Below are 11,805 nucleotides of genomic sequence, written 5' to 3' on the forward strand. Positions count from 1 at the left end.
AACGGTGCGATCAGGGGTGCCGCTTCGCAACACGGCGGCGGAGCGCCAGAAATACCGCCAGCGCGACGAGCATCGCTGCCGGCGCATCGCCGACGCGCGCATAAACGGTCGGCGGGATCGCGGCGGGCAGGCTTGCATCCAAAATGCCTTCGATGCCGAGACCGAGGCTGGCAATCGTTCGTCCGACCGGATCGATCACCGCGGAGACGCCGGTATTGGCGGAGCGCACCAGCGGCAATCCGAGCTCGATCGCGCGCATGCGCGCTTGCTCGAGATGCTGATAAGGGCCGGTCGAGATGCCGAACCAGCCGTCATTGGTGAGATTCACGATCCAGCCTGGACGCTCGTTGCGTCCGGCAACTTCACCGGGAAAGATGGCCTCGTAGCAGATCAGAGGCAGCGCGCTCGGCGCGCCCGGTACCGAAAGGGCATGTCGCACGGTTCCGGGAATGAAGCCGCCGCGCACGCGCGTGAGTTGCTCGAAGCCGAGCTTCTCCATCAAATTCTGATAGGGCAGGAATTCGCCGAACGGCACGAGGTGCAGTTTGTCGTAGACCGAGAGCACGCTGCCGTCGTGATCGATCACATAGATCGAATTGTAGGCGCGTGTGATCGGCACGCCGCGCGGCAAATCGGGCGCGCGCACCGAACCCGTGATCAGCGTCGTGCCCTTCGGCAGCAGCTCGGCGATCTGCGCCATCGCGTCCGCTTCGCGGGTCAGGAAGAACGGAAAGGCGGATTCCGGCCAGATCAGGATGGTGGCATCGCGCACGCCGGTCGATTGCGGCCCGGAGGCGCGGTCCGACAGCGCGAGGTATTTCTTCATCACCTCCGCCTTGGCGGCGTAGTTGAATTTCGCGTCCTGCTGCAGGTCGGGCTGCATCAGCCGCAGCTTGGTGCCCGCGACCATCGTGGTCGGATGCAGCGACAGCCGGACTGCGCCGAAGATGGCCATGACGATCAGGAGCGCGATCGCAGCCGCCGGCACGCGCCATTGCAGGCGGCGATCGGGCGTGCGGTCGATCAGCGTCGCAGGGCTCGCAAAGATCGCAACCGTCAGGAACGTCATGCCCCACAGCCCGATTAGCGACGCCGTCTGCGCCAGCGGCAGCGGCTCGGACAGCGCGTAGCCGAACGCGTTCCAGGGAAAGCCGGTCAGCGCGTGACCGCGCAGCCATTCGCTGATGGTGAGGCTAGCCGCGAGAGCAAGCACGCGCGTGGCGTTCTTGGACCAGAGCAGGCGCGCGAGCGCAAAGCCGATCGCCGTGAAGATGGACAGATAGGCCGGCAGGCCCAGCACCGCGAACGGCGTCAGCCAGGCGAACACATCGGCGTCGACGAAGAAGGCGTAGCCGATCCAGTAGAGGCCGGGAACGAAATAGCCGAGCCCGAACCAGTAGCCGGTCAGCGCCGCAGCGGGCACGCCGCGATAGCGTCCCGCGCCGGCGCCGTCGATCAGCCAGACCAGCACCGGAAAAGTAATGAACAGTACCGGGAAGAGATTGAACGGCGCCAATGCCAGCACCGACAATGCGCCGGCCGCCATCGCGATGAGCGCACGCTTCCAGCCCCAGGTGAGGATGATGGCAAGCGCGATCTGCCGAAGTCGCTGGAGCGCGCTCACTGCTGGCCGGTCCCCTCGCTCGGCGGCGGGGTGGGCGTGTCGCCGGCCGGCGGCTGACTGCTATCCGGCGCAGCCTCGCGGCGGCGGCTCTCGCGCTGGGTGCGCGGGGCGGGGCGTTCCTTGCGTGTCGAGATGCGCAGCCGCTTGACGCGGCGCGGATCGGCATCGAGCACCTCGACCTCGTAATTGCCGGGGCCCGAGATCACCTCGCCGCGCACCGGCAGGCGCCCGACGAAGCTGACGAGATAGCCGCCGAGCGTCTCCACCTCTTCGCCGGCCTCGCCGGTGACGAAGTCCTCGCCGATCACGGTGCGGACGTCGTCGAGGCTGGCGCGGGCGTCGGCGATGAAAGCGTTGTCAGGCAGGCGCACAATCGACGGCGGCTCGTCGCTGTCGTGCTCGTCGTCGATCTCGCCGACGATCTGCTCGACGATGTCTTCCAGCGAAACGAGGCCATCGCTGCCGCCATATTCGTCGACGACCAGCGCCAGATGGATGCGCGTCGCCTGCATCTGCGCGAGCAAATCGATCGCCCGCATCGACGGCGGCACGTAGAGCAGCTTGCGGATGATGCGCGCATCCTCGAGCGGCAATGCGAGATCGACCGTCCGCAGGTCGAGCCCGGCCGGCAGCGGCTTCTTGCGCTTGGTCTTGGCGGCTTCCGACACGCGCGCACGCACGGTCATGAATGCGAGCAGGTCGCGGATGTGGACGATGCCGACGGGATCGTCGAGCGTCTCGTTGTAGACGACAAGGCGCGAATGCCCGGCACTCTCAAAGCGGTCCATCAGCTCGCCGAGCGGGATGTCGCGCTTCACCGCGATGATGTCGGCGCGATGCACCATGACGTCGGCGATGCGGCGCTCGTGCAGGCCGAGGATGTTGCGCAGCATGGTGCGCTCGACCGCGGAGAAGCCGGTGTCGTCGGGCGTAGTCGCGTCGAGCACGACCTGGAGGTCGTCGCGCACCGATCCGGCCTTCCAGCCGAACAGCGTGCGGATGGCGCGCAGCAACCAGCCTTCCGCGGTCGGGCGCAGAACTTCGCCGGGCGTCACCACGGCCGGCAGATTGGCCGTGTTGCGCGGATTGTCGTGAATAGGCTCTGAATCCGGCATCTCAGTGCGTCCCCGGGCGCTCGGCATAGGGATCGGGGATGCCGAGGTGAGCGAGGATCTGCGTCTCCAGCGCTTCCATTTCCTCGGCGTCGTCGTCGTTCTCGTGGTCGTAGCCGATCAAATGCAGGAAACCGTGCACGGCGAGATGGCTCAAATGATGGTCGAACGGCTTGTGTTCCTCGTCCGCCTCGCGCCGCATGGTCTCGTAGGCGATCGCGATGTCGCCGAGCATGCGGGGTGCATCGCCTTCCTTCCACTCGCCCTCAGGCTGGAGCGCGGGGAACGACAGCACGTTGGTCGGCTTGTCGATGCCGCGCCAGTTGCTGTTGAGGGTGCGGATGCCGGCGTCATCGGTCAGCATCACAGCCACTTCCGCGTCGGCGACGTCTTCATCGACGCTCTCGGCGGCGGCGGCAACGGCGCGCTGGATCACGGCTTCGGAATCGGGCTCGCGCTGCCAGCAATCGGCAACGACGAGGACCTCGGTCATGGGAAGGTTCGGATGTGACATTGTGTTTGTTCGGAACGATGAGGCGCTGTGTCCGCGCCCGCTTGGTCCGGCTGTTGTCCCGTCAGGATCTATCGGCTGCCGGCCGCTGCGGCGAGCCTTCGTAAGCGGCGACGATCCGCGCCACGAGCTCGTGGCGGATCACGTCCTCGGCCTTGAAATGAACTTGTGCGATGCCTTCGACGCCGCTCAAGAGCTTGGTCGCTTCCGCGAGACCCGAGGTCTGGCCGTTCGGCAGGTCGATCTGCGAGGGATCGCCGGTCACGATCATGCGGCTGTTCTCGCCCAAACGAGTGAGGAACATCTTCATCTGCATCGACGTGGTGTTCTGCGCCTCGTCCAGGATGATGGCGGCATTGGTCAGCGTGCGGCCGCGCATGAAGGCGAGCGGCGCGATCTCGATCTCGCCGGTCTGCAGCGCGCGTTCGACGATGCGCGCATCCATGAGGTCATAAAGCGCGTCGTAGATCGGGCGCAGATAAGGATCGACCTTCTCGCGGAGATCGCCGGGCAGGAAGCCGAGCCGCTCGCCGGCTTCCACCGCCGGACGCGACAGGATGATCTTGTCGACTTCCTTGCGCTCGAACAGCTGCGCGGCATGCGCCACCGCGAGCCAGGTCTTGCCGGTGCCGGCGGGGCCGATGCCGAACACCAGCTCGTGCCGCTTCAGCGCGCGGATGTAGGAATCCTGTGCAGGGGTGCGCGCGCGCACCGGACGCTTGCGCAAGTTGATGCTGTCGAAGGTCGCCTTGGCCGATTTGGCGTCGAATTCGAACAGCGACCCCTGCGCGATCACGGCGCGGATCGCGCCCTCGACCTCGCCCTGGTCGAGGTCCTGTCCCTTCACGGCTTGCGCGTAGAGCGTCTCCAGCACGCGGCGCGCGGCATCGCAGCCGTCGCGCGTGCCGCCGATGGTGATATGGTTGCCCTTGGAGTCGACGACGACACCGAGCCGCCGCTCGATCTGCGCGAGGTGCTGGCCATAAGGGCCCACCAGCGCGGATGCGGCGCGGTTGTCGTCGAAGTCGATGACGACCTGGGTCTCGGGCGGAACTTGCATGTCGCGGTCAAATTTGCGGCTGGGAGCGATAGAAGACGAATCCGATGCGCTTTTGGGCAAGGGTTCAGGCTCCAGTGGCTTGCGATAAAGCGGGCTCGCGCGCGCTGCGCGGTGTGGCGAGCTCGCCGAGGAAACTGTAGCGCTCGAGGCTGTCGATCCTGACCGGCAGGATCTGTCCGATGATGTCGGGCGAGGCCATCACATGCGCGGGCTGGAGGAAGGCGGTGCGGCCGACGATCTGGCCGTCCTTGCGCGCCGGACGTTCGAACAGCACGTCGACCGTTGAGCCAATCGCAGCCTTGTTGAAGGCCGCTTGCTGGCTGTCGATCAGTTCCTGGAGCCGCTCCAATCGCTGGTCCATCTCGGCGGGGGACACCGTCTCCTGCATATCCGCGGCCGGCGTTCCCGGCCGGGCGGAGTATTTGAACGAATATGCTGCAGCGTAGCCGATTTGCGTGACAAGCGCGAGAGTGGCGAGAAAATCTTGCTCGCTTTCGCCGGGGAAGCCGACGATAAAATCTGATGAAAAAGCAATGTCTTGGCGTGCGGTACGGAAACGGTCGACGACACGCCGATAATCATCGGCGGTATGTTTCCGGTTCATGGCAGCGAGAATCCGGTCGGAGCCCGATTGTACCGGCAGGTGCACGAACGGCATCAAGGCATCGAGATCGCGATGGGCCGCAATCAAACTGTCATCGACGTCGCGGGGATGGCTGGTCGAATAGCGCAGCCGTGCGATGCCGGGAATCGTCGCGAGATGCTCGAGCAGGCGGCCGAGCGGCCAGGTTTTCCCGTCAGGGCCCTCGCCATGATAGGCGTTGACGTTCTGGCCGATCAGCGTGAGCTCGCGCACGCCGTTGTCGGCGAGCCGCTTCACGTCGTCGACGATCTTCGCGACCGGTCGCGAAACTTCTGAGCCTCGCGTGTACGGCACGACGCAGAACGTACAAAACTTGTCGCAGCCTTCCTGCACCGTGACGAAGGCGGCGATGCCGCGCGCGCGGATCGCGTCGGGCTTGGGCTGGGCCAGGAAGCCGAACTTGTCCGCGGCCGGAAACTCGGTCTCGATCGCGCGGCCTTCATTGCCGGCGCGCTTCAAGAGATCCGGCAGGTGATGATAGCTCTGCGGCCCGACCACGACGTCGACGACAGGCGCACGGCGCACGATCTCCTCGCCCTCGGCCTGCGCCACGCAGCCGGCGACCGCGATCTGCATCGCGCGGCCAGAGCGCGCGGCCTCGTCCTTGGCGACGCGTAAGCGCCCGAGCTCGGAATAGACCTTTTCGGAAGCCTTCTCGCGGATATGGCAGGTGTTGAGGATGACGAGATCGGCGTCCTCGGCGCTCGCCGTCTCCACGAATCCTTCCGGAGCCAGCGTGTCCACCATGCGCTGGGCATCGTAGACATTCATCTGGCAGCCATATGATTTGATGTGCAGCTTGCGCGGCGGCGTCATGGAACCCGAAAATTGAGGTGGAGGACGGCCCTCAGATATAGGCTGGAGGGCCGAAAATCCAGCGAAGGAGGCCATTTCGGCCGTCATTGCGGGGCGCGCGCCAGCGCGAACCCGGAATCTCGCGCCAAAACCTCTGGATTCCGCACTTCACGCGCGCCGCGCGTGCCCCGGAATGACCGGGAGGCGCGAAATCAGCCTGTCAGGGCGTCGGCCTCGACCCGCCGGACCAGCTCCGGCAGCTGGTGCATGTCGGCAAAGGTCAGGTCGGCCCCGGCCTGGCGCAGGGTTTCGGCATGGCCGGCGCCGCAATGACTGCCACCGTAAAAGCCGAATACTTTCATCCCGGCCGCCCGTGCGCCGGTAATGCCGGCCAGACTGTCCTCGATGACGACGCAGCGTTCCGGCGGCACGCCCATTTCCTTGGCCGCGAACAGGAACAGGTCCGGTGCGGGTTTGCCATTCGTCACTTGCGAGGACGAGAAGATGTTCGGCGCGAGGCGTTCATAGAGCCCCGTGCTCCCTAGGCTCACTTGCATGCGCGGATGCGAACCGCTCGAGGCAACGCAGACACGTTGCGTCAGGACGTCGAGCACGTCGTGGATGCCGCGGATCGCTTCGAGGTCGGCTTCGAAGGCGCGAAACAGCTCGTCCTGCAGATCGCCGTGATAGGCGTCGGGCAATTTACGGCCGAGCTCGGCTTCGATCTCGAGATTGGCCTGTTTTGTCGAGCGGCCGAGGAAGCGTTCGGACACCTGTGCCGACGTGATCGGATAGCCGTGGCGGGTGAGCACATCGGCATGCGCGCGACAGGAGATCGCCTCGCTGTCCACGAGCACGCCGTCGCAATCGAAGATGATGAGATCGATGGACACTAGACTTACTTAAGACGTGGGCTTGTCGTCGTCGAGCGGGACGCAATAGAGCTCGAGCCGGTGATCGACCAGGCGATAGCCGAGCTTGCGGGCGATCTCCGCCTGCAGCTTCTCGATCTCTTCGGAGGTGAACTCGATCACCTTGCCGTCGCGCAGATTGATGAGGTGGTCGTGATGGCTGTCGCGCATCGTCTCGTAGCGCGCGCGGCCCTCGCGGAAATCATGGCGCTCGATGATGCCGGCATCCTCGAACAGTTTCACGGTGCGATACACCGTCGAGATCGAGATCTTGTCGTCGACGGCGACACAGCGCCGGTACAATTCCTCGACATCGGGATGATCGACCGCCTCGGCCAGCACGCGGGCGATGACACGGCGCTGCTCGGTCATGCGCATGCCGGTGGCGGCACAGCGCGCCTCGATGCCGGACGCCTTGGATGCGGAAGAAGGTTTCAGTGCGGTCATGATGTGTCTGCCTGGCGGGGCGCTTTCTGCCATCGATGTTACGACAAGTCACGTCGCATCAGAAGGGCGTTCAATTGTTCCCCGTTCGGCTGCTTATAGTAGCGTACGCGGCGGCCCACCACCATGAATCCGGCCCCATCGTAGAGCCGCCGCGCCGGCTGGTTATTTTCCTCGACTTCGAGAAATATTGTGCGCACCCCGCGCCCGGCGAGGTGGCCGAGATGGGTCATCAGCAGTGTCCGCGAAAGACCGCGGCCGCGATGGGCCCGGTCGACTGCAATCGAGAGGATTTCCGCCTCGTCGGCGCCGATCCGCGACACCGCAAAGCCGATCGTGTTGCGGCCGAGGCGCAAGCGATGCACCAGCGTGTTGCGCTCGATCATCATGCTTTCGAATTCGCCTTCGCCCCAGCCGCGCGCAAACGACGCGCCGTGCAGCTGCGCGAGCCGCGCGGCGTCGCGCGCGGAGGCGGGCTCGACGGCGGCCGTGCCGCCGCGCCACCATTCCGACAACCAGCTCATCATGAGGTTGCGGCTTGTGCGAGCGGCGGCAATGCGGCCGGCTTTGCGTCGGGCGCCTTCAGATAGAACGGCCGCGCCGGATTCGTCTCGGGATCGGCCGCAGCGCCAAGCCACGCGATCCAGCCGATGTCGGGTGCGGGCTGCGCGTCCACCGCAACGGGCTGCGTTGCGTCCGTCGGCCAGCGCTCGGCGAGGATGCTTGCGGCATTGCCGACCAGATGCGGAGCGCCGAACTGCGAGGCCGCGATGGCCTCGTCGATCGGAGCGACGCCCGGCCGCACCAGCTGGCTGCCGTCGCCGGCGACGATCTGGAAATAGACGTGGTCATGCCGCGCATCGATCGCCGAGATCACGGGCACCGTCTCGTTCCGGGTGACGATGGCCGCGGCATAGGCCGACAGCGTCGTCACTCCGACCGCCGGCTTGCCGGCGGCGAGCGCAAGCCCGCGTGCCGCCGAGATGCCGACGCGCAGGCCGGTGAAGCTGCCGGGCCCGGTCGTGACCGCGATGCGGTCGAGCGCGGTGAACGCAAGGTTTGCCGACCGCATCACGCGCGCGATCAGCGGCATCAGCGCCTCGGCATGACCGCGCTTCATGAGCAGGGATTCTTGCGCGAGCAGCTCGCCGGCGTCGGTGTCGAGAACGGCAGCCGCGCACGCCTCCAGCGCGGTATCGATGGCAAGGATCAGCATGGCTGCAATCTAGTCGGTCCTGTACCGACAGAACCAGAACCAAGTTTGAGGATTGCACAACCGGCCAGCGGCGCGACAAGTCGACCTCTCCCGTAATTCTACGTCTTCGGGAAAAGCATGCAATTCTCAGCCCTGATCGGCTCTCCTGATTTGATGCAATCGCATTATTTACAACCTAAAATATGTGTAAGTGCTTGAAATTGTTTCAAATTAATAGTGCGTTAGCAATCAAGTGAGACCCTTCGGTTGCGGAAAAGCGAGTCAACGGCGACTCGGGCGATGCATTTTTGGCAGATCGAGCCACGCGCGTTCCGGGCAATTGGAAGGATTTTATTAATGTCTTTTTGGCGAAGCGGCTCTTCAGCGCGCGAGGCTATGGCCCAGGTCACCGCACTTTCGAGATCGCAGGCAGTCATCGAATTCAACCTCGACGGCACCATCATCACCGCGAACCAGAATTTCCTGCACGCGATGGGCTACCGGCTCGACGAGATCGCAGGCAAGCACCACTCCATATTCGTGACGCCGGAGGAGCGGGGCAGCGCGGCCTATCGCGAATTCTGGGCACGGCTCGCCCGCGGCGAATATCAGTCCGCAGAGTACAAGCGGCTCGGCAAGGGCGGCCGTGAGATCTGGATCCAGGCGTCCTACAATCCGATCATCGACGAGGCCGGCAAGCCGGTGAAGGTCGTCAAGTTCGCGACCGACATCACCGCGCGCAAGATCCGCAGCCTGGAAGATGCCGGCAAGATCTCCGCGATCGGCCGCGCGCAGGCGGTGATCGAATTCAATCTCGACGGCACCATCATCACCGCCAACGAGAACTTTCTGGCGACGGTCGGCTACCGGCTCGACGAGATCCAGGGCCGTCACCACAGCATGTTCGTCGGCGCCGGCGAGTGCGACAGCGCAGCCTATCGCGAGTTCTGGGCGAAGCTCGGCCGCGGCGAATTCCAGTCCGGCGAGTACAAACGCTTTGGCAAGGGTGGGAAGGAGGTCTGGATCCTCGCCTCCTACAATCCGATCCTCGATGACGCCGGCAAGCCGTTCAAGGTGGTGAAATTCGCCACCGACGTCAGCGCGCAGAAGCTGTCGAACGCGAATTTCGCCGGCCAGATCGAGGCGATCGGCAAGTCGCAGGCGGTGATCGAGTTCAGCATGGACGGCAAGATTCTGACCGCCAATGCGAACTTCCTCAGTGCGCTCGGCTATACGCTGTCCGAGATATCAGGCAAGCATCACAGCATGTTCGTCGACGCCGACGAGCGCGACAGCGAAGCCTATCGCGGCTTCTGGGCCAGGCTGAACGCCGGCGAATTCCAGTCCGGCGAATATCAGCGCGTCGGCAAGGGCGGTCGCCAGGTCTTCATCCAGGCGTCCTACAATCCGATCCGCGACCTCAACGGCAATCCGTTCAAGGTTGTGAAATACGCCTCCGACACCACCGCGCAGGTGATCGCGCGCAAGCGCAGCGAGAAGGTGCGCGACATGATGGAATCGGTCGCCGCCGGTGCCGAGGAGCTCAACGCATCGGTGCGCGAGATCGCCGAAGCGATGACGCGCTCGCGCGAGACCGCATCGACCGCTGTCGATCGGGTCGAGGCAGCGGACCAGCAGGCGCATCGGCTGACGCAGGCGGCGGAATCGATGAGCACGATCGTGCAGCTCATCGGCAACATCACCGGCCAGATCAATCTGCTGGCGCTGAATGCCACCATCGAATCCGCCCGCGCCGGCGAGGCCGGTCGCGGCTTTGCGGTGGTCGCATCGGAAGTGAAGAACCTCGCCAATCAGGCCAAGCAGGCCGCCGACCGGATCGAGCAGGAGATCGGCAATCTCAATGGCATCTCGGTCGACGTGGTCGGCGCGCTGGAATCCATCAAGAGCGCGATCCAGGGCGTCAGCGAGTACGTGTCGTCAACGGCCGCGGCCGTCGAGGAGCAGAGCACGGTCACCAGCGAGATGTCGGCAAACATGCGCAGGGCGGCGGAAGAGGCCGCAAGCATCGGCCAGGCGGCGTAAGCGAGGTCTCTTACGAAGAGATCCCGTAGGGTGGGCAAAGGCGCTCTTGCGCCGTGCCCACCACCTTTATCTTATGGCAGAGAAGGTGGGCACGCTTCGCTTTGCCCACCCTACGGCACCCAGGATGCGGAGCTCACATCGGTCGGACTTCGACCACGTCGGGCACGAAGTGCTTGAGCAAATTCTGAATGCCGTGCTGAAGCGTCGCGGTCGATGACGGGCAGCCGGAGCAGGCGCCCTTCATGTTGAGATAGACGATGCCGTCCTTGAAGCCGCGGAAGGTGATGTCGCCGCCGTCATTGGCGACCGCCGGTCGCACGCGGGTCTCGATCAGATCCTTGATCATGTCGACCGTCTCGGCATCGGCCTCGTCGAAGAACTCGTCCTCGTCGTCGAGATCGGCATCGCTGGTCACGGTGCCGTCGGCGAGCAGCGGCGCGCCGGACATGTAGTGCTCCATGATGGCACCGAGGATCGCGGGCTTGAGCTGCTGCCACTCACCGCTCGCCTTGGTCACGGTGATGAAATCCGATCCGTAGAACACGCCGGTGACGCCGGGCACGTCGAACAGCTTTTCGGCCAGCGGCGAGCGCGCGGCCGATTCGCGGCTCGAAAATTCCATTGGGCTGCCGTCGACGACGACGCGGCCGGGAATGAATTTCAGCGTGGCGGGATTGGGGGTGGCTTCGGTTTGAATGAACATGGCTTTCTCCAGACGTCGCCGGTTCAAGGCCGGCGCGTGCTCCATCCAGTAGCAGATGGCGACGGCGAACGCACGATCAAGGGGCGGGAAGGGCGTTTTGCTGTTATATCAGCGGGTTAGGTGCCTTCCTACCCTCCCCCTCCAGGGGAGGGTAAGAGGCAGCGCCGCTACGACAGCGAATCCACGCTCTGGTCGCTCAGCGCGCCCGAGATGATCGTCACCGGCACCGGGAACGTGCCGAGCTCATGCGCGAGCAGCGCGACCAGCGGCCCGGGGCCTTCGGCGCCGGGATTGGCGGCGAGCACCAGCATGGCGATGTCGGGATCCTCGTCGATCACCGCGAGCAGCTGTTCCATCGCCGCGCCTTCGCGGATCACCCGCTCCGGCGTGATCGCGGCGATGCCGTTGGCTCTGCCTGCGGCACGGTCGAGCGCGGCTTCCGCCGCCTCATGCGCCTCGGCGCGCATGATCTCGGCCACCCCAAGCCATTCCTGGCTCTGCTGCTCGGGCTCGATGATGCGCAGCATCACCACGCCGCCGTCGGCGCGGATCGCCCAGCGGCTGGCATAGTAGACCGCCCGATCCCATTCGGCGGTGTCGTCGACGATGACGAGGCATTTGGGCTTGTGACCCGGCTCGAAGCAAAGTCGCTTGGTGGTCATGCATGTCCCGGAATGTGCAGGGACGGCATGCTGCCACACTCCCGCAAAATTGGGGAGGGGAGAAGCGGCCGGCGCGGTGGCGCAGGCCGGGTTTCGCTAAGC

The 11,805-nt window shown here is 65.0% G+C and carries 12 protein-coding genes; 1 reads left to right on the top strand and 11 read right to left on the bottom strand.

Annotated features, from left to right (window positions below; all coding sequences use genetic code 11):
- Positions 1-10: 10 nt before the first annotated feature.
- From lnt to tsaB, 9 genes are all read right to left on the bottom strand, one after another.
- Positions 11-1,624, bottom strand: coding sequence for an apolipoprotein N-acyltransferase (gene lnt, locus BRAGE_RS0139645; protein WP_027563923.1), 1,614 nt, complete (start codon positions 1,622-1,624; stop codon positions 11-13).
- Positions 1,621-2,739, bottom strand: coding sequence for a hemolysin family protein (locus BRAGE_RS0139650; RefSeq protein WP_027563924.1), 1,119 nt, complete (start codon positions 2,737-2,739; stop codon positions 1,621-1,623). The genes lnt and BRAGE_RS0139650 overlap by 4 nt, the downstream gene beginning before the upstream one ends.
- A 1-nt stretch (position 2,740) precedes the next feature.
- Positions 2,741-3,229, bottom strand: a complete 489-nt coding sequence (ybeY, locus tag BRAGE_RS0139655) for an rRNA maturation RNase YbeY (RefSeq protein ID WP_416207757.1) — start codon at positions 3,227-3,229, stop codon at positions 2,741-2,743.
- An 82-nt stretch (positions 3,230-3,311) separates the two neighbouring features.
- Positions 3,312-4,307: a PhoH family protein gene (locus BRAGE_RS0139660; protein WP_027563926.1), complete on the bottom strand. Its 996-nt coding sequence runs from the start codon at positions 4,305-4,307 to the stop codon at positions 3,312-3,314.
- Positions 4,308-4,371: 64 nt separating this feature from the next.
- Positions 4,372-5,766, bottom strand: a complete 1,395-nt coding sequence (miaB, locus tag BRAGE_RS0139665) for a tRNA (N6-isopentenyl adenosine(37)-C2)-methylthiotransferase MiaB (RefSeq protein WP_027563927.1) — start codon at positions 5,764-5,766, stop codon at positions 4,372-4,374.
- 191 nt (positions 5,767-5,957) lie between these two features.
- Complete coding sequence (locus BRAGE_RS0139670; protein ID WP_027563928.1) at positions 5,958-6,638, bottom strand: HAD family hydrolase; 681 nt, start codon at positions 6,636-6,638, stop codon at positions 5,958-5,960.
- 9 nt (positions 6,639-6,647) lie between these two features.
- On the bottom strand, positions 6,648-7,103 hold the full coding sequence (locus BRAGE_RS0139675) for a Fur family transcriptional regulator (RefSeq protein WP_027563929.1): 456 nt from the start codon (positions 7,101-7,103) through the stop codon (positions 6,648-6,650).
- A gap of 38 nt (positions 7,104-7,141) precedes the next feature.
- A complete protein-coding gene (gene rimI / locus BRAGE_RS0139680; protein ID WP_027563930.1) occupies positions 7,142-7,627 on the bottom strand; it encodes a ribosomal protein S18-alanine N-acetyltransferase in 486 nt (161 codons plus the stop codon).
- Positions 7,624-8,316 (bottom strand): tRNA (adenosine(37)-N6)-threonylcarbamoyltransferase complex dimerization subunit type 1 TsaB, encoded by a 693-nt coding sequence (gene tsaB, locus BRAGE_RS0139685; RefSeq protein WP_027563931.1) that lies wholly within the window; start codon positions 8,314-8,316, stop codon positions 7,624-7,626. Before tsaB ends, rimI begins: the two co-directional genes overlap by 4 nt.
- 375 nt (positions 8,317-8,691) lie before the next feature.
- On the opposite strand from tsaB, the gene BRAGE_RS0139690 reads away from it, so the two are divergent.
- Positions 8,692-10,338 (top strand): methyl-accepting chemotaxis protein, encoded by a 1,647-nt coding sequence (locus BRAGE_RS0139690; RefSeq protein ID WP_035730573.1) that lies wholly within the window; start codon positions 8,692-8,694, stop codon positions 10,336-10,338.
- A gap of 133 nt (positions 10,339-10,471) precedes the next feature.
- Here BRAGE_RS0139690 and BRAGE_RS0139695 read toward each other — a convergent pair whose 3' ends face one another.
- A complete protein-coding gene (locus tag BRAGE_RS0139695) occupies positions 10,472-11,041 on the bottom strand; it encodes a NifU family protein (RefSeq protein WP_027563933.1) in 570 nt (189 codons plus the stop codon).
- A gap of 167 nt (positions 11,042-11,208) precedes the next feature.
- A complete protein-coding gene (locus BRAGE_RS0139700) occupies positions 11,209-11,703 on the bottom strand; it encodes a universal stress protein (RefSeq protein WP_027563934.1) in 495 nt (164 codons plus the stop codon).
- Positions 11,704-11,805 lie beyond the last annotated feature (102 nt).

It is taken from the genome of Bradyrhizobium genosp. SA-4 str. CB756 (assembly GCF_000473125.1).
In the GTDB taxonomy this organism is placed as follows: Bacteria; Pseudomonadota; Alphaproteobacteria; order Rhizobiales; family Xanthobacteraceae; genus Bradyrhizobium; species Bradyrhizobium arachidis.

Bases quoted from the DNA above. Each gene is read 5' to 3' on its own strand.
- BRAGE_RS0139650 (WP_027563924.1), bottom strand. From the start codon at position 2,739: ATGCCGGATTCAGAGCCTATTCACGACAATCCGCGCAACACGGCCAAT.
- ybeY (WP_416207757.1), bottom strand. From the start codon at position 3,229: ATGACCGAGGTCCTCGTCGTTGCCGATTGCTGGCAGCGCGAGCCCGAT.
- BRAGE_RS0139660 (WP_027563926.1), bottom strand. From the start codon at position 4,307: ATGCAAGTTCCGCCCGAGACCCAGGTCGTCATCGACTTCGACGACAAC.
- miaB (WP_027563927.1), bottom strand. From the start codon at position 5,766: ATGACGCCGCCGCGCAAGCTGCACATCAAATCATATGGCTGCCAGATG.
- BRAGE_RS0139675 (WP_027563929.1), bottom strand. From the start codon at position 7,103: ATGACCGCACTGAAACCTTCTTCCGCATCCAAGGCGTCCGGCATCGAG.
- rimI (WP_027563930.1), bottom strand. From the start codon at position 7,627: ATGATGAGCTGGTTGTCGGAATGGTGGCGCGGCGGCACGGCCGCCGTC.
- tsaB (WP_027563931.1), bottom strand. From the start codon at position 8,316: ATGCTGATCCTTGCCATCGATACCGCGCTGGAGGCGTGCGCGGCTGCC.
- BRAGE_RS0139690 (WP_035730573.1), top strand. From the start codon at position 8,692: ATGGCCCAGGTCACCGCACTTTCGAGATCGCAGGCAGTCATCGAATTC.
- BRAGE_RS0139695 (WP_027563933.1), bottom strand. From the start codon at position 11,041: ATGTTCATTCAAACCGAAGCCACCCCCAATCCCGCCACGCTGAAATTC.
- BRAGE_RS0139700 (WP_027563934.1), bottom strand. From the start codon at position 11,703: ATGACCACCAAGCGACTTTGCTTCGAGCCGGGTCACAAGCCCAAATGC.